A 24,433-nucleotide genomic window follows, 5' to 3' on the forward strand; every position below is an offset into this window, starting at 1 on the left:
AGAAACCCCCGGCCGCGAAGGGGGCTTCGCGCGGCCTGGGGGGAAGGCCGAGGTGGCAGGCTTCGAGTCCTTGCATCCAGAAGCGTGCTGCCCGATGCTTGGACCTCGGAGGAATAACATGCGCACGAAACAAACCATCTTCCTTTGCGCGTTCGCTGCTTTCTCTCTCGGCGGCGCGGCGCTCGGCGTGGGCTGCTCGGGCGGGGACAACACGGCCTCGGGCTCGGCCAACACGGGCGGCAACTCGTCCGGCTCGTCGCAGGGCGGCGGCGGCAATGGGCAGGGGGGCAGCGGCAATGGCGGTGAGGGCGGCGACATCAACTTCTTCGACGCAGGGCCGGGGGACGGCGGGCTGACCGAGGACAGCGCGTGCGTGAGCCAGAGCTCGGAGGCGACGCTCGTCAAGAAGCCGGTCGACGTCATTGTCCTGATCGACAACTCCGGCAGCATGTCGGCCGAGATCATCGGCGTTCAGAACAACATCAACCAGAACTTCGCGCAGATCCTCGAGGCGAGCGGGCTCGATTACCGTGTCATCCTCATTGCGAGGCACGGCAACGCGTCGAGCGCGCAGAGCGTGTGCATCGAGGCGCCGCTCTCCGGCATTCCCGCGGGCGGCTGCGCGCCCCCGCCGGTGTCGCCCGTGAACAACCCCGGCAAATTCTACCACTACAGCGTCGAGGTCGCGAGCCACGACTCGCTCTGCAAGGTCCTCTCGACGTATGGCGTGCAGGACGAGTACGGCTTCGCGCCGACGGGCTGGAAGGAGTGGCTGCGGCCCGACGCGTTCAAGACGTTCATCGAGCTCACGGACGACGGCGTCAACTGCAGCTACGGCGGCAAGACCTACAACGACAGCAACTCGGTCAACGGCGGGAACACGGCCGCGACGAACTGGGACACGGCGCTGCTCGCGCTCTCGCCGGAGAATTTCGGCACCGCCGAGAATCGCAACTATCGCTTCTACAGCATCGTCGCGATGGCCTACAACGACCCGGCGGACAAGCCGTACGAGCCCACCGACCCGGTCATCACGGGCAAGTGCCCGACGGCCGCCGATCCCGGCACCGGCTATCAGGGCCTGAGCAACCTCACGGGCGGGCTCAAGTTCCCGCTCTGCGACACGACCTCGTACGACGCCGTGTTCAAGGCGATCGCGGAAGGCGTCGTCGCCGGCGCGCAGGTCGCCTGCGAATTCGGGATCCCCGATCCGCCCGAGGGCACGACCGTCGATCTGGCCAGCGTGGTCGTCGATTACACGCCCGGCGACATGTCCCCGAACAAGCAATTCAAGCAGGTCGCGGACGCGGCGGCGTGCGCGGTGGATGCGTTCTACATCGACAAGGCCGCGAACCAGATCATCCTCTGCCCGGATACCTGCGGCGTGCTCAAGAACGACGCTGCGGCCAAGGTCGCCGTGCTCTTCGCCTGCGACCCGGGCGGCGCGAACTGAGCGGATGAAAAGGACCATGCTCCATCGAAAGACGGTTCTCTTGGCTTCGGTCCTCGCCGGGTTCGTCCTGGCGTGTGGACCCGAGGTCGGCAATGGCAGCGGCTCCGGCGGCTCCGGCGGCGCGGGCGGCTCTGGCGGCACGGGCGGCGGCACCCCGGTCGATCCGCCCGGGGCCAAGGATCCGGACGACGTCCTGAAAGCGGCGATCCTCATGGCGAGCTGCGTTCCCGACGACCGTGTGGACAGTTGGCTCCGCGATTTCTATGCGGAGCGTGGGGTCAACAACGACCTCGACGTCCGGAGCTACACGAAGTGCCTCGCGAGCAAGAACAACGGCTGCAAGGCCATTGAGGAGTGCCTCGGGCTGAAGGTCGATCTCTCCGGTCCTTGCATGCCCACCTGCACGGGCAACGTGCTCAAGGTGTGCGACGACCAGCTCGCCTTTACGGTCGATTGCAGCGTCATCGGCCGCGCGTGCTCCGAGGAGGCGAGGGAATGCGTCGACACGAGCGTTCAAGCTGGGCCGGCGTGCAGCTACGATACGTTCAAGGAGGTTTGCCAGGACGGCGCGCCCCGGGTGTGCTCGGGCGAGGTGGAGACGAGCGGCCCTGTCTGCGCTGATTACGGGCTCGCGTGCAAGGACCTGCAATTCGGCGGCGTCGGGTGCGTGGGAACGGGCGCGACGTGCCAGTCGGACACGGGCGGTGGTCTCACGATCGACTACAGCTCAGGTCTCACGTGCGACGGTCCGGAGCTGCGCGCCTGCGTCAACGGAGGCGAGCAGGCGGTCGACTGCGACAAGCTCGTGAAGGGGTCTGCCTGCAACAGCGCGGGAGCGTCGTACTTCTGCGGATTTGGGAACGAGTGTGAGCCCTTCAACGGGGACAACTCGAAGTGCGAGGGCGATTCGATCGTCGTCTGCAACGCCGGCCGGATCGACAAGGTCGACTGCAAGTCGCTCGGGTTCACGGGCTGCAATGCCAACTGGGGTACATGCAGCCCGAGCATCTACGATCAGGCCCCCGCGCCCGATCCCGGGCCCGATCCCGCTCCCGATCCCGGCCCCGGGCCCTGATCCCATCCTCGCCTCATAGCCCGTGGATCTACGCGACCGCAGTCGCGATCCCACCATCCCCCACCTCACCCTGGCGCGTCCCACGCCACGCGCTCGCTGACTTCGATGTCGAAGGGCGAGGACTCCGATCACGGGCTCGGCGACTCCGATGTCGAAGGGGCAGCACTCCGATCACGGGCTCGGCGACTCCGATGTCGAAGGGGCAGCACTCCGATCACGGGCTCGGCGACTCCGATGTCGAAGGGGCAGCACCCCGATCACAGGCTCGGCGACTCCGATGTCGAAGGGGCAACACTCCGATCACGGGCTCGGCGACTCCGATGTCGAAGGGGCAGCACCCCGATCACGGGCTCGGCGACGCCGATGTCGAGCGGGCTCCTGGATGCGTCGCGCTAAAGCCCCCCGTCCCGCAGCCATTCCCCGAATCGCTCGCCGATCATCAAGGCCGTGACGTTCGTGTTCGTGCTTACGATCGTCGGCATGATGCTCGCGTCCGCCACGACCAGGCCCGAGACGCCGCGCACGTGGCCGCGGCCGTCGACGGCCGCCTCGGGATCTCCCTCCGGCCCCATGGGGACGGTGCCGGAGGGGTGATACCCGGAGCCGGAGCTCCATTCGATCCAGCGCGAGATTTCGGCTCGATCGCGGAGGACGCGGTCGTTCGGCCAGAAAGGGACGACGAGGTCGCGCATGGGCTTCGTGCGCGCGACGTGGCCGGCGAGCTCCATGGCCTCGACGGCGCAAGCGCGGTCGTCGGGGTGGAGGATGATGTCGAGCTCGATGCGGGGTTTGGCGGAAGGGTCGGCGCTGGTCCAGGTGATGCGGCCGTGGCCGCGGGGTTTGCCGACGCAGCAGGAGATGCCGACGAGCGGCATGTAATTGCCCGGCCAGGCGAAAAACGAGAACGGCTGGAGCTGCATGTCGCTCGGGAAGGGGCTGCCCTCCGAGGTGTATCGCAGCACCGTTTGAATGAGCGGATGCCGGATGCTCGCGAATTCGTAGCTTCGCGGGACGAAGAGCGCGAGGGAGCCCGGGTGATCGAGGAGGCGCGCGCCGATGGCCGGGATGTCGGAGACGACGTCCACGCCGAGCCGTTCGAGCAAGTCGCGCGGCCCGATCCCCGAACGAATCAGGATCCCCGGCGTGGCGATCGCGCCGGCCGCGAGGACGACGTGGTTCGTCGCGAGGACCTCGATCTTGCCCGAGGTCTCGACTTCGAGGCCCGTGACCTTGCCATTGTGGAAGAGGACGCGGCGCACGGAGGTGTGCGGCCGGATCGTGAGGTTGTCCCGGCGGCGGACGTCTTCGCCGAGGTAACAACGCGCGGCGCTCATGCGGACGCCGCCGAGCTTGTTCATGGGCTGCGGGCCGACGCCGAACGGGTCCGGGTCGTTTTGATCGGGGCAGGCCGGAAACCCGAGGGCGCGGCAGGCTTCCATGAAGGCGACCTGGAAAGGCGCGAGCTCCTCGGGCGGGTGGCGCCGGATGGGGAGGGGGCCGCCGCGGCCGTGCCAGCGATTCTGGACGTCCTGATCGTCTTCGAGGCGCTTCAAGGCGGGCAGGCACTTCTCGAAGCTCCACTCGGGCAGGCCGAGCGCCGCCCACTCGTCGTAATCGTAGGGCTGGCCGCGGAGCGCGATGCAGGTATTGACCGCGGAGGAGCCGCCGACGACCTTGCCGCGGGGGTACACGAAGGGCTTGTGCCCCGGCATGGGAAAATAGGAAAAACCCCAGTCGTGCGCGTTGATCGAGTTGCGGGTGCCGTCCACGAGGTCCGAGGGGAGCGTCACGCGCGGGGGATAATCGGGCCCCGCCTCGACGAGCAGCACCTCGCGATCCGCGCGTTCGGTCGCGCGGGCCGCGATCACCGCGCCGGACGAGCCGGCGCCCACCACGATGGTCTCCGCTTGCATGGGCCCGAGCCTACCATGTTTTCGGGGCGGTTCACGTCGTCCGGACGCCCGGGAAACATGGCAAACGGTTTTACAGGAAGACCCGCTTCACCTCGGCGGCGAGGGGCTTGTCCGCCCAGCCGGAAGGCAGGTGGCCGAGGGCGGCGCCGATCTTGGCGGCGGCGCCGGGGCGATCGGTGAGCGAGAGGCCCGTGAGGGACGCGGCGATCGGGGCCGGGAGGCCATCGGGCGCAGGGTCGCCGTGGGGCATCGTGAGGAACGCGAGGGCGAGCAGGGCGAGGTGTTTGTCCTCGGCGGACAATCCACCGAGCTTGCCGCGCAAGGTGACCGTGGTGCGGCGGAGCTCGGCGCGGAAGAGGCCCTCGCGGGCGGTGTGGCCCCGCGTGACGAGGGCGGCGACGGCGGCGAGCGTGGCGCCGAGATCGGCGTCGAAGAGGCCGTCGGCCTTTTGATGGAGGAGGAGCGCACGGAGGCCGGCGTCGTCGTTCGTGAGGCGCGGGGCCGCGGGCGGCGCGGACCTCGCCATTTCGACAGCAGGGGCCGGGGCAGCGGCACGGCCCGGGGGCGGCGGGGTCGGCGCGCCGGGGACGGCTAGCCTTGGCGGCGGCGGTGGGGCCGGCCTTGCGGGGGAAGGCGGCGGCGCGCCCATGGCGGGGGGCGGCGGCGGGCCGAATCCGCCGGGCGGCGCGGGTGCGGCCGAACGGGGTGCAGCGGGGGCAGGCGGCGACCCAGGGAGCGCATTCGCAAAAAAGGCTTCCTCGGCCACGTTCGCCGGCAAGGGCAGGGTGACCGGGACCTTTCCTTCGATCGTCACGTTGCGATCGGCCGGATTCACGCCGATGAGCGCGACCGTGCGGTTGACCAGGCCAAACGTGGTCCCGAGGCCTTCGAGGGTGGGGTCGTCGTCCGGATCGAATCGATACGTGAGGCGTTTGTTGCGGAGCAGCGCCCACAACGTGGCCGCGCCCTCCGCGCGCGCGTCCGCGGGCACGGCGAGCGAAAGGGCGACGCGCTGCTCCTCGCCGTCCGCGCGCTGGCCGAGGAGCACGAGGCGATCGCCCGGCTCGACGGGGCCGCGAAATGCGAAGAGGACGGGCTCGGCGGCGAAGAGGTCGATCGGGCCGGGGGGTTCGAGCATCTTCGGGCTTTTCCGTTCGCCCTCGCGCTCGACGAACACCCGAATGCCCGTCCACAGCGGCGCGGTGATCGCATTTTTGAGCCGCACGAGCGCGCGCTCGAGGTCCTCGTTCGTCGTGACGGGCGTGTACGTGCCGCCGCCGAGCTGCGCGAGCTCGGCGAGCATCGAATGCTGGACGGACTCGCCGATGCCGAGCACGTGCAGGCGCGTGTCGAGGAGCTGGTCCTTCGCGGCCCTGAGGACGTTCGCGGCGTTCGCGACGTCGCCGTCGGTCATGAAGACGACGATGCGGAGCCGGTAGATCTGATCGGGGGGCGGGAGGTTCGTCGTGGCGACGGGGACCTCGGTGCCGAGCCGCGACGAGAGCGCCGCGCGGAGGGCTCTGGATGCTTCCGTGCCGCCGCGCGCGGTGATGCGGCCGATGAAATCGTCCGCGGCCTGGAGGTGCTCGTCGTCGAAGGGGACGGGCGCGACCGCGAGGGCTTCGAGTCGGTCGTCGAACGCGATCACGTTGAAGCGATCGTCGGGCCCGAGCGAGCGCAAGGCGCCGCGCACGGCGCGGATGGCCGATTGCATGGGCGCGCCGCCCATCGAGCCGGAGCGATCGACGAGGAAGGTGACGGTGCGCGGAAGGACGGGTCCCTCGTCCGCGAACGCCGGCGGGACGATGCCGATCGCCGTCGACGGGCCATTCTGATCGGGGCCCGCGGTCGTGTCGTGGCGGATCCACAAGGCGGGTTGGTCGCCACGGGGTCGATTGGCGATCTCGATCTGCAAATCGCGGTCGATCGGGGCGTCGCGCACCTCGATGCGCCGCTTGCGCGCGCCGGCATGCATCATGGTCGTGGAATGGGAGGTGCAACGAAGGGTCGCGGGTTCGTCCGGACCATCGTCGATCGTGATGTCCACGCGGGCCCGCGCGGCGAGCGTCGTCGGCCTCGGGCGATCGAGCGCCGCGGCCTCGGTCTCCGTGACGTTCGCCGCGTCCTCCACGTACCGCGGCATGTACGTGAGCGGGACGATGAGCCGGTGGCCGTCGGCGATCGGCAGGAGCATTTGATCGAGCGTGAGCGTGACCTCGACGTCCTCGCCGGGCTCGATCGGGGCAATGCGCAGCCGCGCGAGGTCTTCGCCCTCGGATTCGGCGAGCGCGGCCGATTGCCCCGCCTCGACGGCGCGCTGGTAGTCGGCGCGGGCGCGGGCCCGCCCGCGGATGTTGCCCTCGATGGTGCGGCTGCCGAGCTTCACGACGAGCTCACGCAGCGCGGCCATGGGCGGGAGCGGAAAGACGAGGTCGCCCTCCAGCGTGCAGCCGAGATCATTGTGGAACGTGACGACGAGGCGGGCCCGCGAGAGGAGCCCGTCGACGTGGATGTCGGCGGTGACGCCTCGGACCGCGAGGAAATCGCCTTCGTTCGCGTCTGAAAGGAGCACGCCGTTGTGGTTCGGGGTGGGTTGTCTCGGCCGCCTGCGTTTTTGCGGCAGGCCCCACGGCTGTTTGCGCGGCTCGCGCCAGACGGCGGGGTCGGCCTCGATGCGCATGCGCCTCCCGCAGATCTCGATCACGTCGTCGGGGGCCAGATCCATCTTGCTCTGGATTTGCTTGCCATTGACGTTCGTGCCATTCACCGAGCCGAGATCCTCGATGCAGACCCGGCCGTCTCGCCATTCGATCTGGGCATGGCACCGCGAGGTGCCGTTCGCGCCGATGACGACGTCGCAGGTGCTCGCTCGGCCGACGTAGAGGATCGGCTTGTCGAACACCTCGCGCGTCTCGCGCCCCCTCGCGTCCTCGACGATCAGCGTGATCATGCCCGCCTCCTCACACACGCATTTCAGGATCGGTCCCCGGCGTCAAGGGTTGACGCGCAGAGCAAGGGCTTCCTAGCATGCGCGTAATGCTGGCCGAACGCCTCGGGACCGCCGAAAAAACGGGCAAGCTCGATCTGCGTGGCCTCGTGCTCGGCCAGGTCCCCCCCGTGATCCGCGCGCTCCGGAACCTCGTCGAGCTCGACCTCGGGAGCAATGCCCTCACCGAGGTGCCCGCGTGGCTCGGGGAGCTGACGTCGCTGGAGGTCCTGCGGCTCGAACGCAACGCCCTCGAAGACCTGCCCCGCAAGCTCGGGCGGCTCGACAAGCTGCGCGTCCTCGAGCTGAGCCACAACAAGCTCCAGGCCGTGCCCTCGTTCGTGGCCGATCTGCCGGCGCTCGTATCACTCGATCTCGGCCAGAACCGCGTCGAGTCCGTGCCGCGGTGGCTCGCGGACCGGTCGGCGTTGCGGGCGCTCGTGCTCGGGAAGAACCCGCTCGACGCGTTCCCGGAGCCGGTGCTCGCGCTCTCGGGCCTCACGGAGCTCGGGCTCGCGGGGCTCGGGTTCGAGGCGCTGCCCGGTGATCTCGGCGCGCTCGTGGCGCTCCAGAAGCTCGACCTCGGGGAAAACCGGCTCTCGGGGCTGCCCGCGTCGATCGGCAAGCTCGGCGCGCTCCGGGCGCTCGTGCTGCGCGGAAACCGGCTCACGGAGCTGCCGAGCATGCTCCCCGGGCTCCGGCTGCGCGCGCTCGACGTGGCGGGCAATCGCATCGGCGCGCTGCCGCTCGCGGGGCACGCGTGGGACGAGATGGAAGTGCTGGAGCTCGGCGACAACCCGCTCGTCGTGTTGCCCGAGGAGGTCGCTGCGTTCGCCGCGCTCCGGCGGCTCGACCTGCGAAGCACGTGGCTCGAAAGCCTGCCCGACGTGCTCGCGCGGCTGACCGGGCTCCGGACGTTGCTGCTCGCCGGGTCGCCCGTGGGCCTGCGGGACGGCAAGCCGCCGGACGTGCTCTTCACGCTGGAGGGGCTCGAAGAGCTCGATCTGTCGCTGACGGGGATCACGGCGCTGCCCGAGGCGCTCGGCAGGCTCTCGCGCCTGAAGTTCTTGTGGCTGCAAGGCATCCCGCTCGCGAGCGTCCCGGCCGTGCTGCGGTCGATGAAGCACCTCGAAGAGCTCGACCTGACGGACACGCCGTTCGGCCGGTCGGACGAGGTCGAGGCGCTCACGGCCGCGCTGCCGACGACCCGCGTGGTGTGCGTCGATTGGGCAGCGACGTACCGCGCAATGCTGGGGGACGTGTACATTCTGCGGGACGACACGGGGCTCGACGATGTCGAGATCGCGAAGTGGGTGCTCGCGCGCGAGCGTGGAGGGCGTTTGCCGGCGGCGGGGCGGCTGCGGCCGGTGGACGAGGAGGTGCTCGAGCGGCTCCACACGCTGGTGTTCATGCAGGCGCCGCGGCGGCGTGTGACGACGCGGAGCGCGGTGGGCGTGATGGTCGATCTCGTGGCGAGGGATCAGCTCGGCTGGCACGAGGTGCTGGAGCAACTGCTCGAAGGCGCGCATGCGAGCGGGATGAAGAGCCGCCGCATCGGGGACACGTCGCGATGACGAGGAAGCGACGACGCCGCGCGGATGTTCGGGTATTCGCGGGAGGAGGCCCTCGGCCGCTCCTTCCCATTGCGGGCAGGGATCGCCTGGGTGCTCAGGGGTTGAGGTCGGCGCGGTAAGGTTCGAGGGTCGCGCGGAAGGTGTCGGTCCAGGGGACGGGCCGGTGCGTCGTGGGATCGACGCGCACGACGGTGCGGGTGCCGCGGGCGAAGTCCTCGTCCTGGTCGGTGGGCAGGACGCGGAAGCCGAAGGCGAGGCTCGATCGTCCGAGCTTCTCGACCCAGACGCGGACGCGCACGTCGCGGACGCCGACGACGGGGCGGAGGTATTCGATGTTGTTCGCCCGGACGAAGTGGAACTGGTCGGGGTTCTTCTGGGCGTCGAGGACACCGCCCCACCCGAGGTGCTTCCAGAAGGAGCCGATCGTGCGCTCGAAGAGGAGGAGATACCGCGCGTTGTGCAGGATCTGGAAGGCGTCGAGGTCGTCGAAGTAGACGCCCATGAGCGTCTCGTGAAAGCGGGTCATGGTGGCGGAGCGTAGCAGCTAGCCGGAGGAATCCAGTCCGCCGAGGGCCCACGCGCGCGTGGACGCGGCGCGGAGGGCGGCGACGCGGACGACGAGGACGACGCAGCCCGGGAGATACACGGCCGAGACGCGCGCGCCGAGCGGGACGAGGACGATCGAGACGAGACAAACGACGACGCCGATCCACGCGAGGGCGACGCCGAGCGCGCGCAATCGTTCGCGCGGGAGGACGGGCACGAGCGCGACGAGCGCGAGGTACCCGGCGAGGAAAAACGAGCGGTGCGCGAGCGCCGAGCCGACGAGCGCCACGAGGAGCCCCGCCGACGCGAGGAGCGGGAGCGGCGTTTCGGAGGGCGGCGTGCGCGGAGGTGCTTGGGCCATAACGGCAAACGCAGCGAGGTTCGACCCGGTACGATACCCGGCCCGCTTCGCAGAGGCGCGTCAAGAATCGGCCTGCAAAGCAATCCGGAATGCCTGTGTCGCGGGTCACAAGTATGGTCGTTCCGGACCAACGTGGTTGCGAGCGCGGTTGACGCGAGGCGCGAGGGGACGGATGGCTGGGCCGATGAGGTTCTGGCTGGAGGGGCACACGCTCACGGAGGTCGTCCTCGAGGGGGAGGTGACCACGCTTTATCGAGGGTACCGGGACGTCGATGGTGCGCCGGTCCTCGTGGAGGCGCTGAACGAGGATTATCCGGTCGCGCGTGACGTGGCGCGGATCCGGCACGAATTCCTGGTGATGCGAGGGCTCGTGCTTCCCTGCGTGCCCGAGGCGCTCGGGCTTTCGCCGTGCCGCAACGGCGTGGCGCTCGTGCTTTCGGACGCGGGCAAACGGCCGCTCGTCGAGCGGCTGCGCGGCGGGCGGCAAGATGTGGGGCTTTTGCTCCGGCTCGGCGCTGCGATCGCGCGCGCGCTCGATCGCGTGCACCTCGTGGGGCTCGTGCACAAGGACGTTTGCCCCGCGAATCTGCTGGTCGACGACGGGACGCTGGAGGTGGAGCTCATCGGATTCGGGCACGCGTCGCGGTTGCAGCGCGAAGACGGGCGCCTCGCGGCCGCCTCGGCGATCGAAGGGACGCTCGCGTACATGGCACCGGAGCAAACGGGCCGGATGAACCGCGTCGTGGATCATCGCGCCGATCTCTATGCGCTCGGCGTGACGTTGTACGAGCTCGCGACCGGCGCGCTGCCGTTCGTGATGGAAGAGCCGCTGGAGCTCGTGCACGCCCACATCGCGCGCGCCCCGGTGCCGCCTCATGTGCTCGTGCCCGAGCTGCCACGCGTGGTGTCGGACATCCTCGTCAAGCTGCTCGCGAAATCGGCCGACGATCGTTACCAGCGCGCGCGCGGGCTCGAAGCAGACCTCGCGCACTGCGCATCCCAGTGGGAGCAACACGGACGGATCGAGCCGTTTCCCCTCGGCAGGCACGACCTCGGCGCGGAGCTCGTGCTGCCGCAAAAGCTCTATGGGCGGGAGCGGGAGCGGCAGCAGATGGCCCAGGCCTTCGAGCGCGCCGCGTCCGGGCGGCTCGGGGTGATCGTGCTCTCGGGGCCAGCAGGCGTCGGCAAGTCGACGCTCGCGCGCGAGCTGGAGAGCGCGGCGGCGCTGCGCGGAGGGGTCTTCGCCGAGGGCAGGGCCGACGCGCTCGCGAGCCCCGCGCCGTGTGGGCTTTTGTCGTCGGCGCTGCGGGACCTCGTGCGGCGGATCCTCGGCGGGCCACCCGAGGACGCGCGCGCCTTTTTGCGGGAGCTCGCGCGGACGGTCGACGCAGGCGCGGCGGCGCTGTTCGCGCTCGTCCCGGAGCTCGAAGCGGCCCTCGGCGAGCGGGAGGTGCAACCGCCAATGTCGGCGGCCGCGTCGAGCGGGAAGCTCGCGGTGCTCGTGCGCGCGCTGCTCGACGCGGCGAGCCGGCAAGGCCCGCTCGTGCTCTTTCTCGACGATGTCGGCGCGGCCGACGCGGACTCGATCGCCGTGGTGCGGGTCGTCTGCGCGGACGCAGCGGCGAAGCAGCTCTGCGTGGTGCTCTCGCGAAGGGAGAACGCCCCTTCTGACGAGGCGCGGCTCCTCGACGTGCGCGAGCTGCGGCAAGCAGGCGTCGCCGTGACGGAGATCGCGGTCGGTCCGCTCGCGCCCTCGGACGTGCGCGCGTTGCTCGGCGATACGCTCGGCGCGCCCGAGGAGCGCGTCGCCGATCTCGCCGACGTGCTCGCGGCGGCCACACACGGCAGCCCGTTTCTCTTGCGCGAGGCCCTCCGCGCGCTCCACGCCGAGGGGTTCGTGCGGTTCGACGCAGGCGCGGGCGCCTTTCGCTGGGACGTCGAGCTCGTCCGCGACCACCTCGGCGCCGAGGGCGCGCGGGATCTCGTCGGGGAGCGGGTCGCGGCGCTGCCGGCGCGTTCGCAGCGGATCCTGGAGCTCGCCGCCTGCCTCGGCCCGCGCTTCGACCTCGGCACACTCGCGTGCGTGGCCGAGCGGGAGCCCGCCGCCGTCGCCGAGGACCTCTGGCCCGCGCTCGAAGCGGGCCTCGTCCTGCCGCTCTCGTCCGATTACCGCTTCGCGCACGCCTCCGCGGCGCCGCCTTCCCCGGGGGAGGCGTGGGACGTGCCGTACGCCTTCTCCCACGAGCGCGTGCACGAGGCCGTGTATGCACGGATCCCCGCGTCGCGGCGGCAAGACGAGCACCTGCGGCTCGGCGAGATCCTGGCCACGCGCGGGGAGCACGGCGACCACGACATGCTGGCGGCCGTCCGCCAGCAGAACCGAGGGCTCGCGGCGATGCGGGACGAGGGAAAGCGGCGCGCCCTCGCCGAGCGGGATCTGCTCGCGGGCCGGAGGCTCCAGGCGATCGGCGCGCTCGCCGAGGCGATCGGCTGCTTCGAGGCCGGGCTCGCGGCCCTCGCCGGGGACGAGCCCCACGCGCTCTGGTTCGATCTGACCCGCGAGCTCTGCGCCTGCCTCGTCACGCGCGAGCCGAGCGGCGCGGCCGAGGCGCTGGTCGCCGCGCTCGCCGCGGGCGCGCGGACGAAGCTCGAGCGGATCGAGGCGCAGCGGCTGGAGGTCGCGCGGCAAGCCGCCGCCGACCATCCGATCGAGGCGCTCCGCGTGGGCGCGCGGGACCTCGGCGCGCTCGCGTTCGTCGTGCCGGAGAGCGAGGCCGAGCGGCGCGCCGCGCTCGTCCAGGAGGCGCGATTGATCGAGGCGGAGCTCGCCGGCCGCGCGCCGGGCTCGCTCCTGTCGCTCGCCGCCGCGCGGAACCCGGAGGCCGTGGCCACGATGGCGCTCCTCCTCGAAGTGCTCACGCCTGCGAGCGCCGTGAGCCGCTCGGCCACGGGGCTCGTCGCGGCCGCGCTGGTGCGCGCGTCCATGGCCCACGGCAACACCGAGGCGTCGGCCGTGGGCTATGCGGCGTACGGCGCTGCTTTGTTCGTCCTTCCCGAGCTCTCCGAGGCGGGGCAGGCGTTCGGCGACGTCGCCCTCGCGCTCGCGGAGGACCTCGGCGAGGGGCCGCTCGCGTGTCGCGTGCACCTCGCGGTCGGCTCGATCCTGCACGCGCGCCGCCCCCGGCGCCTCGCGCTCTTCCATTTCCACCGCGCCGTGGGCCAAGCCGCCGCCGTGGGCGACATGTCCACGGCTTGTCGCGCGTCCGCGGAGGTGCTCGCCGCGCGCTTCGAGCTCGGCGACGACCTCGCCCGCGCTTGCGACGAGGCCGAGCGCAGCCTCGCCCTCGCGCACCGCGCTCCGTGTGGCCAGGTCGCCGCCGATCTCACCGCGCGCGTCAGCTTGCAGGCCGTGCGCAGTTTGCTCGGGCGGACCCGCGCTCCCGGCAGCCTCGACGGCGACGACTTCGACGAGGCCACCTTCTTCGCGGCCGACGAGGGCGCGGGCCGCGCGCGGGCGCGCTTCTACGGGCACGCGCGCCGCGCCGAGCTCCTCCTCCTGCACGAGGACGCGGCGGGCGCGGCGCGCGAGGCGCTCGCGGCGACGCCCGGCCTCGCCGACGTCGAAGGCGAGTTCCTCGCGACGGACCTGCCCGTCTGGCTCGCGCTCGCGCTCCTTCTCGACAGCTCGGGCTTCCCCGCCGAGCGCGCGTCCCGCCTCGCGCGGGTGGACGTGATCCTGTCCGTCCTTGCGGCCCTCGCGGCGCGGTGTCCTGAAAACTATGAGCGCAAATGGCTCCTCGTCTCGGCCGAGCGCGCGCGCGCCGCGGGGGACGAGGCCTCGGCGCTCTCGCTCTACGAGAAGGCGGTCCGCGCGGCCGCCGAGAGCGGCGTCTCGCGGGACGAGGCGCTCGCCAACGAGCTCGCCGCGCGTTTCCACCTCGAACGACGCCGCGATACGGTCGCGCGGGCGTACATGGGCGAGGCGTACCAGGCCTACCTCCGCTGGGGCGCGATCACCAAGGTCGACATGCTCCGCGAGCGGTACGGCTTTCTCCTGCCGCGCCGCAGCGTCGGCCCCTCGGCCGCGCCCTTGCCGGGCGTGCTCGCGGGCGAGTTCGATCTCGGCGCCGTCATGCGCGCGACGCGGGCCATCGCCGAGGAGATCGTGCTCGACGTGCTGCTCGATCGGGTCATGCGCGTGATCGTGGAGACCGCGGGCGCCCAGCGCGCCGTGCTCCTGCTCGATCGGGGCTCGGGCCTGCACGTCGAGGCGGCCATGACGATCGACCCCGACCGTGTCCTCGTCGGCGTCGAGGCGGCGCGCGTGGCCGGCGAGGAGCTGCCGCGCGACCTCGTCGACGAGGTCGCGGCGACCCGCGCGCCCGTCGTGCTCGGCGGCTCCCGCGGATTTGATCGGTTCTCCAAGGATCCGTACCTCGCCGAGCGTCGGCCGAGGTCGCTCCTCTGCCTCGCCATGGCCCACCGTGGCCGCCTCGCGGGCGTGCTCTACCTGGAGAACCGCTCGGTGGCCGACGTCTTCAACGACGCGCGCATCGCGGTCGCCTCCTTCCTCTCCTCGCAGGCCGCGATTGCCGTGGAGAATGCGCTGCTCGTGGCGAGCATCCAGCGCATGCACGAGGCGCAGCGGCTCGCGAACGAGCGCCTGGAGCACGAGGTCCGGGTGCGCACCGCCGAGCTCGAACGCGAGCTCCTCGAGCGCGAGCGCGCCGAGCGGGAAAAGGAGGCGCTCCACGACGCGATGCTCGAAGCGCAGGAGGAGCGCCTGCGCGAGCTCTCGGCGCCCCTCCTGCCCATCGCGGACGGGATCGTCGTGATGCCCCTCCTCGGCGTGCTCGACGAGCGCCGGGCCGGCGCGATCCTCTCGGCGGCGCTCGCGGGCGTCTCGTCGAGCGGCGCGCGTGTCTTGATCCTCGACATCACGGGGGTGCGTGGGGCCTCGGCGAGCGTCGCGTCTGCGCTCGTCGCCGCGGCCTCGGCCGTGGGCCTGCTCGGGGCCGAGGTCGTCATCTCCGGCATTCGCGCCGCGGTGGCGCGCACGCTCGTCGACCTCGACCACGCGATGCAGGGGATCGCCACCCGGGCGACCTTGAAGGGCGCGGTCGCCTGGGCGCTCTCCCGGACCCGCGTCAGGTCGTCCTGACAGACGAACGCGCGGGGGTCCTTCGTGGCAATCGCGAGCTCCGGCTCAGCGGAACCCACGCATCCCGACCAGCATCCGCCCGCTCACGGCCGACGCCGAGATCAAGACGCCGCCGCCGAGACCGAGCAGCGCCACCAGCAGCAGCGTGTACGGCTGGATCCCGAGCAGCGCGAGGATGCCGAGGATCGCGGCGCCGATCCCCACGAGCGCCTGCACGCCGGCCGCGCCTTGCACGGCCTCGCGCGCCATCCGCACGCGCCGATCGTAGGGGAACGCCTCGCCGAGCTGGTTCACCGCGCTCGTCGCGCCCGTCGACAAGAGCAGACCGCCGCCGAACGCCACGACGGACACGGCCGACAGCGTGAGCGGGGCGATGCCGAGCAGGATGAGCACGCCCATCACCACGCCTGCGGCGCCCGTGAGGAACTCTACGCCGACGCCTCCACCGAACTCCACCTCGTCGACGCGCTGCCCGCTCACGCGCGAGGCGAACTGCGAGTAGCGCGAGGCCAGCGCGCCGCCTGCGAAGAGGAGCGAGGCGCCGATCGCGATGATGGCGACGGCGATCATCGTTTGCCGGGCGATCCCCGCCAGACCGAGGACCGAGAGCACGACGGCGGCCACGCCGCCGAGGGCCTCCACGAGCGAGCCGGCCGTCACGACCTGCATCGAACGCTCGCGCTCTTGCCGGTCGAACTCGGGCGGCCGGGTGCTCGTCGTATTGCCAATGTCCTTGTTGTCCATGCGTACGTCTCCCGTGTTTCTTCACGCCTGAGGGCCGTTGCCTGGGCGATGCCCGGCCGGCCCCCACGAACCCCCTCGTTTTCTCGCATGCGGCGTGCCGGAATGGTTCGTCCGGACGGGCGGGCGTGCCCTCGTCTGCGCCGGGTGGCCGCCGCGCGCGCTCGGGCTGCCTGCACGCGCGAACCCTGCTCACGCGCCGCTCTCGACCGTGGCCTTGCGAGAAAATCGTTCGCCGTTCTTGACAGGGTCTCGGTTTAGACACAGTCTAATCCCCGTGAGGCCGACGAAGCCAGCCAAGCCGATCCCGGCGAGCACCGTGCGGAACGAGGCAGAGCTCCTCGAACGGCACGGCGTGCTCCCCTCGGCGCAGCGCCTGGCCATCGCGCAGTACGTCTTGCGGACCGACGAGCACCCGTCGGCCGACCAGGTCTTCGCGAAGGTCCAGCGGGCGCTGCCGATGGTGTCGCGGGCGACGGTCTACAACACCTTGAACCTCTTCGTGGACAAGGGCCTGCTTCGGGCCCACGTCCTCGCGGAGGGCAAGGTGGTGTTCGATCCGAACCTCGAACCTCACCATCATTTCATCGACGAGGAGACGGGCGCCATTCACGACGTCCCGTGGAGCGCGCTCGCCGTCTCGAATGTGGACGCGCTCGAAGGCTTCGACGTGCACGAATACCAGGTCGTGCTGCGCGGCAAGCTCAAGAAGGTTCGCACCTCCTGACGCGTCCGCGTGCCCGAGCATGGCGGCTTTTTTGCGCCGAATATTTAGACGAGGTCCAGAGCTGGACAGAGTACAAAACGGATTCTGGATTCGATAGAGAGAACCAAGGAGAGAGATACATGTTGACCGTTTCGCAGAAGTTGCCTTCGTTCAACCTGAAGGGCGTCGTGAGCCTCGAGCAGGGCAAGGAGTTCCACGACATCAAGAGCGAGAACCTCCAGGGCAAGTGGGCCGTGCTCTTTTTCTGGCCGATGGACTTCACCTTCATCTGCCCGACCGAGATCGCCGGCTTCGGCAAGCGTTATCGTGACTTCAAGGATCGCGATTGCGAGGTCCTCGGCATCAGCACCGACACGGAATACGTGCACCTCGCGTGGCGCAAGCAGCACCCGGACCTGCGCGACCTGCCGTTCACGATGGTCGCCGACACGAAGCGTGAGCTCTCGCAGGCCCTCGGCGTCCTGCACCCGCAGGAGGGCGTGGCGCTCCGCGCGACGTTCATCGTCGACCCGAACGGCATCATCCGGCACGTCGGCGTGAACGATCTCTCCGTCGGCCGCAGCGTCGACGAGGTCCTTCGTGTCCTCGACGCGCTCCAGACCGACGAGCTTTGCCCCTGCAACTGGGTGAAGGGCCAGCCGACGCTGGAGGCGGGTTGAAGCCATGAGCGCGCTCGAGGCCATCCGCGCGAAGTTGCCCGACGCCGCGCGGGACACGAAGCTGAACCTGCAATCGGTGCTCGAGGGTGACTCGTCCCTCACGCGGGCGCAGCGGCTCGGGATCGCCATCGCGGCGGCGGCAAACGCGCGTTGCGTGCCGCTCCGCGAGGCGTTCATCGAGCAGGCGCGCGCGGAGCTCGAGCACGCCGACGCCGTCATCGACGACGCCTATGCGGCGGCGACCTTGATGGCGATGAACAATGTGTATTACCGGTTCCGGCACATGATCGGAAAGGAGACGTATTCGCAGCGCTCGCCGAAGCTCCGCATGAACCGCATCGGCCAGCCGAAGACGTCGAAGGCCGATTTCGAGCTCATGAGCCTCGCCGTGAGCGCCATGAACGGCTGCGAGGCGTGCGTGAAGTCGCACGAGGTGGCCGTCCTCGCGGGCGGTCTCGGCGAGGACCACGTGCACGACGCCGTGCGCATCGCCGCGACGATCCAGGCGGCGACGGTCGCGCTGGAGATCACCGCCGGGGCGGTTTAACCTCCCAAACCTTCGGACACGGCGCCTCGCTGCGCTGCCCCCCGCGCGGCGGGGCGCCGTGTTCCAGAAGGACGAACATCTCGGATTTCGATAGGAGCTCCTCATGTACGCGAGTTCTAGCCATTTGCCCGAGTCTGCCCGCGTCGCCATCGTCAAGACGCTGAACGAGCGCCTCGCCGACGGCCTCGATTTGCACAGCCAGATCAAGGTCGCGCACTGGAACATCAAGGGCCCGCATTTCGCCGCCCTGCATCCGCTCTTCGAGACGTTCGCGACCGAGCTTGCGGCCTTCAACGACGAGATCGCCGAGCGCGCCGTCACGCTCGGGGGCCTCGCCGTCGGCACGGCGCGCCACGTCGCGGCCTCTTCGCGGCTGCCCGAGTATCCGCAGGAGACAACGCGTGGCCTCGACCACGTGCGCCACCTCGCCGAGCGCTTCGCCCTTTACATCCAGGGCTTGCACGCCTCGCGCGTGATCTCCGACGAGAACCGCGACGCCGACACGTCCGACCTGCTCACGAACATCATCACGACGTTCGACAAACACACCTGGTTCCTGCTCGCGAGCCTGGAAGGCTGAGCACAAAAGGAATCCCGGCGCCTCCGTTTCCTCCCGCCTCTCGCCCCCGATCGCCCCGTCTCGAACCTAGGACATAATCTGTCCTTGCGCACCGCGCGAATGCGTTGACGCGCAGCGTCTCCCAATCGATGCTTCCATGCATGAGCTCGTCGGGAAGGAGCACGCTCGTCGTCCTGGTCACCCTGCTCGCGCCTGCGATCACGGGCTGCGGCGTGGCATCGATGATCGAGACGAACACGCGCGCCATCCAGGAAACCACGAAAACCATGAACGAGGCCTCCGATGTCCTCGGACGGTCGAATTCGAACATGGAGCGAATGGCCGGAGAGCTCGACGCGCTCGGCCGGCCCATGGAGCGGCTCTCCGGCCTCGAAGCGCCGATGAAAGACGTCGCCGCGCTCGGCCCCGTGATGGATCGGCTCGGCGCGGGGATGGCGCGCCTCGAAGCGCGGATGGGCAGCATGGAACAAGGCCTCACGCGGCTGGAAAAGCCCATGGAGGACGTGGCCTTGCTGCGTGAGCCCATGAAAGAGGTCGCGGCGCTCGACGGCGTGATGGGCAAGGTCGCGAAGCTCGACGATCCGATGGGCAAGCTCGCCGCGCTGCGCAGGCCGATGGAGGACGTGGCCGGGATGCGCGGATCCCTGGAAAGCATGGCGAATCTCGGGCGCGGCGACGCGGGCGTGAAGGCCGCGGGGTTCGCGTTCGGCGCGCTCGCGGCGTGGGCCGGCGCGACGTTCCTCGGCGTGTACCTCGGCTTTTTGGCCGGCATGCGCCGCCTCCGCGGGACCCGCCGCGCGGGGCGCAAGACGCGCTCGCGGCGCGCTGCGGTCGTCGTCCCGATCGCCCGCGGCGGACCGAAGGCGCTTCGCAGCAAGGGCGCGGGCGGCGGGAAGGAGGCGCGCGACGAGGAGGACGAGCGCGGGCCCGGGAGCGGCGTACGGCGCACGTTCGGCGCGCTCTCGCTCCACGAAGAGTGGGGCAGCCATGGACCGACGGGCGCGCCCTAGGGCCCGAGACGCGGCGCACAAAACAAGCCCTTGCCCGCGTGCGCCGAACCTCGTATGACCCGACGAGGGCCTCGAACGGCCCGGCCAGGGAACACGAGCGATGAAGCGAGAAAAGCGATTGACGAAGCGCGAGCGCAAGGCCCTCGCGCCGCCGCGGCCCGCGGCACAGACGCAGACGCACACGCACACGCACCACATCCATTGCATTGCGTGTGGCCGCCACCTCGAACCCGAAGAGATGCAGACGGGCGAGGCGGTGATGCTGCGTTGCCTGCACGGCTCGACGTTCCCTTCGTGCAGCGGCTGCCGTGCGCGCTCGACGGAGCTTCTGGCCGAGCACGACCGGACGGGCCAGGCGGTCCGGACCGCGTCGGCCTGGCACTGAGGAGTATGGGCGGGGGGGGAACGGTCGCATTGGGGCGCGGGTGATGGGGAGCGCGGATCGATTTACGCTCGCCGAGCGCGTCGGCATTGGCGCGACGGCGGAGGTCATTCGGGGCTTCGACCAGGAGCGCCGCGTGCCTGTGGCGATCAAGCGCCTGCACGAGCACCTCGCCGTCGACCCGATCACCCGCGAGCGATTCCAGCGCGAGGCGCGGCTCTCGGCGCGTATCACGAGCGAGCACGTCGTGGGGTACGTCGACACCGGCATCGACGCGGAGGATCGCCCCTACCTCGCGCTCGAATGGCTCGAAGGCGAGGACCTCGCGCACCGCATGCGCGCCTCGGGCGCGCGCCTCGGCACGGCCGATGCCCTCCGGATCACGCGCCAGGCGGCGCTCGGGCTCTTCGCGTTGCACGAGGCGGGCATCGTCCACCGCGACGTCAAGCCGGGAAACCTCTTCCTCGCGGAACCGGGCGAAGGCGCGCCCTTCCTGGTGAAACTCCTCGACCTCGGCGTCGCGCACGACAGCGCCTCCGAGAACGTCGACGGCGTCGCGCTCGGCACGCCTTTTTACATGTCCCCCGAGCAAGCCCGGGGCGACACCGAGATCGGCCCCCGCTCGGACCTGTTTTCTCTCGGCGTGCTCCTGTACGAGCTGCTCTCCGGCAAAAAACCTTTCGCGGGCGAGGATGCCTTCTCCGTCCTCGCCAAGATCGTCCTGCAGGCGCCGCCGCGCCTCTCGGATGTGTGGCCGGACGCGCCGCCAGCGCTCGACGCCCTCGTCACGCGGGCGCTCGCGCGTGACCCCGACGCGCGGTTTTCCTCGGCCCGCGAGATGGCCCACGCCCTCGCGGCGATCGAGCGCGTGGTTCTCGAAGGCGCGGCGCCTCCGGCGGACATCACGCTGCCGCCGGCCCTCGTTCCGAGCGACGATCACCTCGTCGGCGTGATCTTCGGCCGATTGCCCTTGTCGAGCAACGTGGGCCGGACGCGCGCCCTCTTTCAGCGCATCGCCGAACAGCATGGTGGGGTGGTCATTCCCTTGCTCGGTCGTGGCGTGGCCGCCGTATTCGAAGGGGAATGCGCCGACGGCCTCTTGCGCGCGGCCGACGCGGCGCTCGACCTGGTAAAACAAGTGACCGGGGTTCGATTGTCGCTCGTGACCGGCGGGGCTTTGCCGCCGGGGGCGGGGTTATCGGCCTCTGTGATCGAGCGCGGCACGCGCTCCCTCGAACGCCCGCGCGCCGACGCGAACGAGCCGCCCGTGCGCATCGACGACGCGACGGCGCACCTGCTCGAAGAGCAATACGCGATCGAGGGGGCGCCCGGCTCCTTGTCGATTCGTGGCACGCGTGGGCGCGGCCTCACGAATTCGTGATTGGATTTGCCCGCGCCGACCCATCCGCGATAAAGTCCACCCGCTTCGAGCAGATCGACGAGCGCCGTGGGTACCCCTCGGTGGGGGGCGGCGCGCGAAGGGAGATCTACGATGAACGCTTTGTGGAAGAAGGGCGCTGTGGCCCTCGTGCTGGGCGGCTTGCTCGGCGTGACGGGCGTGGCGTCTGCGGACCTGCCCCGGGAGCCGATCCCTGCCCCCGCGGTGGACAGGGGCAAAGGCCCGGAGAGGCCGAACCCGAAGGCCGGCGAACACGGGGGCAAGGGGCCCGAGGACAAGGGCAGGCCGGACGACAAGGGCAAACCCGACGACAAGGGCAAACCCGACGACAAGGCCGACAAAGACGCGGGCGCCGACGCGTCCGCGGCCCCGGCCGCGTCCGAGGCGGACCAAAAGGCCAGGGACGAGAAGCGCAAGGCCAAGAAGGAAGCGCGCAAGACGAAGTCCAAGGACGAGCGCGACGCGCTCAAGAAGAAGGTCTCGGCCGCGCTGAAGGGCCAGCCGATGGCCGTCGCCATGAAGCAGGAGCTCGAGCGGCACGCGCGCCGCCTCGCGCGCCTCGAGCGCGTGAAGGACCTCGCCGAGGAGGCGAAGGACACCGAGGCGACCGAGCGCGTGCAGAAGCTCCTCGACAAGGAGAATGCGCGCCACGAGAAGTGGATGACGAACTACGACGCGAAGGCCACGGGCGCGAAGGGCGCAGACGGCAAGCCCGCGGAGAAGGCAGGTGAGAAATGAATCGCTCGATCGTGCTCGCGCTCCTCGCGTTGCCTTTGCTCGCCCTCGCCTGTGAAGAGCCGAAGCCCCAGGGCGGCGGGACGACGGGCGGCGCCGCCGCGGCCCCGGTGGTCCTCGACGACAAGGACATCCCGACCGCGGCCGATTACGACGACCAGGCCGAGAAGGACATCAGCGAGGCGAACTACAAGTCGGAGCTCGACACGCTCGACAAGGAAATCTCGGACCAGGATTGAGGCAGGGCGCGTCGCTGTCTGCGCGAAGGGGCCGGGAGAACCGGCCCCTTTTTCATGTCAGTTCGTCCCGCAATAACGTAGCGAGCAGGTCGGCGGCGCCGGGAGCTGGAACACGTAATAACTCCCGCAATGGGCGATCTGGATCGCCGACGACCAGTTGCAGGGGTTTCCGGACCAGTTGAAGCACGCGGTCGCGTTCACCACCTGGCCCTGGGCCTGCGGGTAGGCTCCCTGGAGCCAGCCTGGCGCGTGCGTCGCGCAGACGTTCTCGGCGGGCGGCGAGGTGGCCATCTGTGTGCCCGCGGCGCCCATGAAGCGATACCAGCTCCCGTTCATGGTCGAGTCGCAGTCCCGCGTGCTCATGTCGACGTATCCGACGTTCCGGTCGGGCGTGTCGAGCACGATGTAGTTCATGCACTGCGGCAGGAGGTTGTCGAACGCGCAGCCCGGCCCGCAGCCGTCGCCGCCGAGGAGGTTGCCGTCGTCGCACTCCTCCACGCCGGATTGCTCGAAGCCGTCGCCGCAGACCGCGTTCTTGCAGGTCCCGACGCACCCGTCGGTGTCCGACATGTTCATGTCGTCGCATTCCTCGACGCCGACCTGGACGATCCCGTCGCCGCATTTCGCGGCGATGCAGCCTTGCAGGCACGCGTCCGTGTCGTCCAGGTTCCCGTCGTCGCACGCCTCGATCCCCGCGTGGACGAAGCCGTCACCGCAGGTCGCGACCTTGCACGCCGACGTGCAGCTGTCGGTGTCGTCCATGTTGCTGTCGTCGCAATCCTCGCCTTCCTGGATCGTGCCGTCGCCGCAAGTGGAGAGCTTGCAGGCATTCGTGCAGCCGTCGTCTTCGACCATGTTGCCGTCGTCGCAGCCCTCGACGCCTTCCCAGACGAACCCGTCGCCGCATGTGGGCTTCTTGCAGGTGGAGAGGCAGCTATCGGTCTCGACGTCGTTGCCGTCGTCGCATTCCTCGCCGGTCTGATACACGCCGTTTCCACAGGGCGAGGGCGGTCCGCCGCCGCCCGTACCACCCTCGCCGCCCTCGCCGCCCTCACCTTTCCCTTTCACGGGATCGGGCGCGTTGACGAGGGAGCAGGCAGCGAAGAGCGTGACGGCGAGAAATATCCCAGCGTGGCGAAAGGCGGTCATGGCATCTCCCGGGCAAGATCCAGCAAAGATACCACCCATGTTCGGCCGGATTGCCGGCAACGTCAAGCGGACGCGGGATCGGGCGAGCTCAGTTCGCACCGCAGTACCGGAGGGAGCAAACCGGCGTCAGCGGCAGGTAGAAGACGTAATACCCTCCGCAATGCGCGATCTGGATCGAGGAGGACCACTGGCACGTGTTGCCCGACCAGTTGAAGCATACCGTGGCGTTCACGACCTCGCCCTGGGTCATCGGGTAGGAACCCTGGACCCAGCCGGGCGCGTCGGTGCCGCAGGCATAGTCGGGGGGTGGGAACGTCGGCATCTGTGTGCCCGCGGCGCCCATGAACCGGTACCAGCCCTCCCCGAGCGTATCGCTGTCGCAGAGCTCGACACCGCCGTCACCGTCATTGAAATTGACGTTTCGCTCCGCCTCGCTCAGCACCGCGTAGTTCATGCATTGCGGCAGGAGGTTGTCCTTCGTGCAGCCGGGCCCGCAGCCGTCGCCGCCGAGCAGGTTGCCGTCGTCGCACTCCTCCACGCCGACCCGCTCGTACCCGTCGCCGCAGATCGCATTCTTGCAGCCCCCGACGCACCCGTCGGCGTCCGACTGGTTGCTGTCGTCGCATTCCTCGACGCCGACCTGGACGAACCCGTCGCCACACGCCGCGGCGATGCAGCCTTGGAGGCATGCGTCCGTGTCGTCCTTGTTCCCGTCGTCGCAGGCCTCGATCCCCGCATGGACGAAGCCGTCCCCGCAGGTCGCGACCTTGCACGCCGACGTGCAGTTGTCGGTGTCGTCCATGTTGCTGTCGTCGCAATCCTCGCCTTCCTGGATCGTACCGTCGCCGCAGGTGGAGAGCTTGCAGGCATTCGTGCAGCCGTCGTCTTCGACCATGTTGCCGTCGTCGCAGCCCTCGACGCCTTCCCAGACGAACCCGTCGCCGCATGTGGGCTTCTTGCAGGTGGAGAGGCAACTGTCGGTCTCGATGTCGTTGCCGTCGTCGCATTCCTCGCCGGTCTGATACACGCCGTTTCCACAGGGCGACGGGACCCCGCCGCCGGTCCCGCCCTCGCCGCCCTCGCCGCCCTCGCCGCTGCCCTTCACGGGATCGGGCGCGTTGACGAGCGAGCAGGCGGCGAAGAGCGTGAGGGCCAGGCACAGTCCCGCGTAGCTCTTGTTTTTCATGACGACTCCC

Annotated in this window: 20 protein-coding genes; 13 read left to right on the plus strand and 7 right to left on the minus strand. The window is 70.0% G+C overall.

Translation table 11 applies throughout. The annotated features are described in order from the left end of the window. The first annotated feature begins 118 nt into the window (after nucleotides 1–118). Both QHF89_RS02545 and QHF89_RS02550 read left to right on the plus strand, forming a co-directional pair. Nucleotides 119–1,453 carry a hypothetical protein gene (locus tag QHF89_RS02545; RefSeq protein ID WP_284719950.1) on the plus strand — a complete coding sequence of 445 codons (1,335 nt, stop codon included), beginning with the start codon at nucleotides 119–121 and terminating at the stop codon, nucleotides 1,451–1,453. A 16-nt stretch (nucleotides 1,454–1,469) separates the two neighbouring features. After that, nucleotides 1,470–2,528 carry a hypothetical protein gene (locus QHF89_RS02550; protein ID WP_136966211.1) on the plus strand — a complete coding sequence of 353 codons (1,059 nt, stop codon included), beginning with the start codon at nucleotides 1,470–1,472 and terminating at the stop codon, nucleotides 2,526–2,528. 392 nt (nucleotides 2,529–2,920) lie between these two features. Here the strand turns inward: QHF89_RS02550 and QHF89_RS02555 are convergent, their stop codons facing one another. After that, nucleotides 2,921–4,441, minus strand: coding sequence for a GMC family oxidoreductase (locus QHF89_RS02555; protein WP_284719951.1), 1,521 nt, complete (start codon nucleotides 4,439–4,441; stop codon nucleotides 2,921–2,923). A 70-nt stretch (nucleotides 4,442–4,511) separates the two neighbouring features. Further along, nucleotides 4,512–7,391, minus strand: coding sequence for a VIT domain-containing protein (locus QHF89_RS02560; RefSeq protein ID WP_136966210.1), 2,880 nt, complete (start codon nucleotides 7,389–7,391; stop codon nucleotides 4,512–4,514). 86 nt (nucleotides 7,392–7,477) lie between these two features. Here QHF89_RS02560 and QHF89_RS02565 point away from each other — a divergent pair, with 86 nt between their 5' ends. After that, on the plus strand, nucleotides 7,478–9,001 hold the full coding sequence (locus QHF89_RS02565) for a leucine-rich repeat domain-containing protein (RefSeq protein ID WP_284719952.1): 1,524 nt from the start codon (nucleotides 7,478–7,480) through the stop codon (nucleotides 8,999–9,001). A 94-nt stretch (nucleotides 9,002–9,095) separates the two neighbouring features. On the opposite strand, the gene QHF89_RS02570 is transcribed toward QHF89_RS02565, so the two are convergent. Both QHF89_RS02570 and QHF89_RS02575 read right to left on the minus strand, forming a co-directional pair. After that, complete coding sequence (locus tag QHF89_RS02570) at nucleotides 9,096–9,527, minus strand: acyl-CoA thioesterase (RefSeq protein ID WP_284719953.1); 432 nt, start codon at nucleotides 9,525–9,527, stop codon at nucleotides 9,096–9,098. A gap of 18 nt (nucleotides 9,528–9,545) precedes the next feature. Continuing rightward, nucleotides 9,546–9,908 (minus strand): hypothetical protein, encoded by a 363-nt coding sequence (locus tag QHF89_RS02575; protein ID WP_136966208.1) that lies wholly within the window; start codon nucleotides 9,906–9,908, stop codon nucleotides 9,546–9,548. A gap of 184 nt (nucleotides 9,909–10,092) precedes the next feature. On the opposite strand from QHF89_RS02575, the gene QHF89_RS02580 reads away from it, so the two are divergent. Next, on the plus strand, nucleotides 10,093–15,069 hold the full coding sequence (locus QHF89_RS02580; protein WP_284719954.1) for an AAA family ATPase: 4,977 nt from the start codon (nucleotides 10,093–10,095) through the stop codon (nucleotides 15,067–15,069). A gap of 45 nt (nucleotides 15,070–15,114) precedes the next feature. Here QHF89_RS02580 and QHF89_RS02585 read toward each other — a convergent pair whose 3' ends face one another. After that, complete coding sequence (locus QHF89_RS02585) at nucleotides 15,115–15,813, minus strand: hypothetical protein (protein WP_136966206.1); 699 nt, start codon at nucleotides 15,811–15,813, stop codon at nucleotides 15,115–15,117. A 274-nt stretch (nucleotides 15,814–16,087) separates the two neighbouring features. Between QHF89_RS02585 and QHF89_RS02590 the strand changes: the two genes are divergently transcribed. The 9 genes from QHF89_RS02590 to QHF89_RS02630 all read left to right on the plus strand — a co-directional run bounded on the left by QHF89_RS02590 (nucleotide 16,088) and on the right by QHF89_RS02630 (nucleotide 22,088). Then, the gene (locus QHF89_RS02590; protein ID WP_170229662.1) at nucleotides 16,088–16,537 is read left to right on the plus strand and encodes a Fur family transcriptional regulator; all 450 of its coding nucleotides are present in this window, start codon (nucleotides 16,088–16,090) and stop codon (nucleotides 16,535–16,537) included. 119 nt (nucleotides 16,538–16,656) lie between these two features. Then, nucleotides 16,657–17,196 carry a peroxiredoxin gene (locus QHF89_RS02595; protein WP_136933909.1) on the plus strand — a complete coding sequence of 180 codons (540 nt, stop codon included), beginning with the start codon at nucleotides 16,657–16,659 and terminating at the stop codon, nucleotides 17,194–17,196. 4 nt (nucleotides 17,197–17,200) lie between these two features. Next, nucleotides 17,201–17,743: a carboxymuconolactone decarboxylase family protein gene (locus QHF89_RS02600; protein ID WP_136933908.1), complete on the plus strand. Its 543-nt coding sequence runs from the start codon at nucleotides 17,201–17,203 to the stop codon at nucleotides 17,741–17,743. A 103-nt stretch (nucleotides 17,744–17,846) separates the two neighbouring features. Further along, nucleotides 17,847–18,323: a DNA starvation/stationary phase protection protein Dps gene (gene dps, locus QHF89_RS02605; RefSeq protein ID WP_136933907.1), complete on the plus strand. Its 477-nt coding sequence runs from the start codon at nucleotides 17,847–17,849 to the stop codon at nucleotides 18,321–18,323. Between the two features lie 140 nt (nucleotides 18,324–18,463). After that, a complete protein-coding gene (locus tag QHF89_RS02610) occupies nucleotides 18,464–19,333 on the plus strand; it encodes a hypothetical protein (RefSeq protein WP_136966204.1) in 870 nt (289 codons plus the stop codon). 100 nt (nucleotides 19,334–19,433) lie between these two features. Next, entirely contained in the window at nucleotides 19,434–19,718 is a 285-nt protein-coding gene (locus QHF89_RS02615; RefSeq protein WP_136966203.1) for a hypothetical protein, read from the plus strand. A 43-nt stretch (nucleotides 19,719–19,761) separates the two neighbouring features. Continuing rightward, complete coding sequence (locus QHF89_RS02620) at nucleotides 19,762–21,096, plus strand: protein kinase domain-containing protein (protein WP_136966202.1); 1,335 nt, start codon at nucleotides 19,762–19,764, stop codon at nucleotides 21,094–21,096. A 111-nt stretch (nucleotides 21,097–21,207) separates the two neighbouring features. Then, nucleotides 21,208–21,852: a hypothetical protein gene (locus QHF89_RS02625; protein WP_136966201.1), complete on the plus strand. Its 645-nt coding sequence runs from the start codon at nucleotides 21,208–21,210 to the stop codon at nucleotides 21,850–21,852. After that, on the plus strand, nucleotides 21,849–22,088 hold the full coding sequence (locus QHF89_RS02630) for a hypothetical protein (protein WP_136966200.1): 240 nt from the start codon (nucleotides 21,849–21,851) through the stop codon (nucleotides 22,086–22,088). The genes QHF89_RS02625 and QHF89_RS02630 overlap by 4 nt, the downstream gene beginning before the upstream one ends. Before the next feature lie 57 nt (nucleotides 22,089–22,145). On the opposite strand, the gene QHF89_RS02635 is transcribed toward QHF89_RS02630, so the two are convergent. Together QHF89_RS02635 and QHF89_RS02640 are read right to left on the minus strand one after the other, a co-directional pair. Beyond that, complete coding sequence (locus QHF89_RS02635) at nucleotides 22,146–23,237, minus strand: DUF4215 domain-containing protein (RefSeq protein WP_284719955.1); 1,092 nt, start codon at nucleotides 23,235–23,237, stop codon at nucleotides 22,146–22,148. 88 nt (nucleotides 23,238–23,325) lie between these two features. Then, a complete protein-coding gene (locus tag QHF89_RS02640; RefSeq protein WP_284719956.1) occupies nucleotides 23,326–24,423 on the minus strand; it encodes a DUF4215 domain-containing protein in 1,098 nt (365 codons plus the stop codon). Nucleotides 24,424–24,433 lie beyond the last annotated feature (10 nt).

Origin of the sequence: Polyangium sorediatum (genome assembly GCF_029946465.1) — a bacterium.
Lineage (GTDB): Bacteria > Myxococcota_A > Polyangia > Polyangiales > Polyangiaceae > Polyangium > Polyangium fumosum.

Bases quoted from the DNA above. Each gene is read 5' to 3' on its own strand.
- QHF89_RS02550 (WP_136966211.1), top strand. From the start codon at position 1,470: ATGCTCCATCGAAAGACGGTTCTCTTGGCTTCGGTCCTCGCCGGGTTC.
- QHF89_RS02575 (WP_136966208.1), bottom strand. From the start codon at position 9,908: ATGGCCCAAGCACCTCCGCGCACGCCGCCCTCCGAAACGCCGCTCCCG.
- QHF89_RS02545 (WP_284719950.1), top strand. From the start codon at position 119: ATGCGCACGAAACAAACCATCTTCCTTTGCGCGTTCGCTGCTTTCTCT.
- QHF89_RS02615 (WP_136966203.1), top strand. From the start codon at position 19,434: ATGAAGCGAGAAAAGCGATTGACGAAGCGCGAGCGCAAGGCCCTCGCG.
- QHF89_RS02625 (WP_136966201.1), top strand. From the start codon at position 21,208: ATGAACGCTTTGTGGAAGAAGGGCGCTGTGGCCCTCGTGCTGGGCGGC.
- QHF89_RS02595 (WP_136933909.1), top strand. From the start codon at position 16,657: ATGTTGACCGTTTCGCAGAAGTTGCCTTCGTTCAACCTGAAGGGCGTC.
- QHF89_RS02630 (WP_136966200.1), top strand. From the start codon at position 21,849: ATGAATCGCTCGATCGTGCTCGCGCTCCTCGCGTTGCCTTTGCTCGCC.
- QHF89_RS02560 (WP_136966210.1), bottom strand. From the start codon at position 7,391: ATGATCACGCTGATCGTCGAGGACGCGAGGGGGCGCGAGACGCGCGAG.
- QHF89_RS02635 (WP_284719955.1), bottom strand. From the start codon at position 23,237: ATGACCGCCTTTCGCCACGCTGGGATATTTCTCGCCGTCACGCTCTTC.
- QHF89_RS02570 (WP_284719953.1), bottom strand. From the start codon at position 9,527: ATGACCCGCTTTCACGAGACGCTCATGGGCGTCTACTTCGACGACCTC.
- QHF89_RS02640 (WP_284719956.1), bottom strand. From the start codon at position 24,423: ATGAAAAACAAGAGCTACGCGGGACTGTGCCTGGCCCTCACGCTCTTC.
- QHF89_RS02600 (WP_136933908.1), top strand. From the start codon at position 17,201: ATGAGCGCGCTCGAGGCCATCCGCGCGAAGTTGCCCGACGCCGCGCGG.
- QHF89_RS02565 (WP_284719952.1), top strand. From the start codon at position 7,478: ATGCTGGCCGAACGCCTCGGGACCGCCGAAAAAACGGGCAAGCTCGAT.
- dps (WP_136933907.1), top strand. From the start codon at position 17,847: ATGTACGCGAGTTCTAGCCATTTGCCCGAGTCTGCCCGCGTCGCCATC.
- QHF89_RS02555 (WP_284719951.1), bottom strand. From the start codon at position 4,441: ATGCAAGCGGAGACCATCGTGGTGGGCGCCGGCTCGTCCGGCGCGGTG.
- QHF89_RS02620 (WP_136966202.1), top strand. From the start codon at position 19,762: ATGGGGAGCGCGGATCGATTTACGCTCGCCGAGCGCGTCGGCATTGGC.
- QHF89_RS02610 (WP_136966204.1), top strand. From the start codon at position 18,464: ATGAGCTCGTCGGGAAGGAGCACGCTCGTCGTCCTGGTCACCCTGCTC.
- QHF89_RS02580 (WP_284719954.1), top strand. From the start codon at position 10,093: ATGAGGTTCTGGCTGGAGGGGCACACGCTCACGGAGGTCGTCCTCGAG.
- QHF89_RS02585 (WP_136966206.1), bottom strand. From the start codon at position 15,813: ATGGACAACAAGGACATTGGCAATACGACGAGCACCCGGCCGCCCGAG.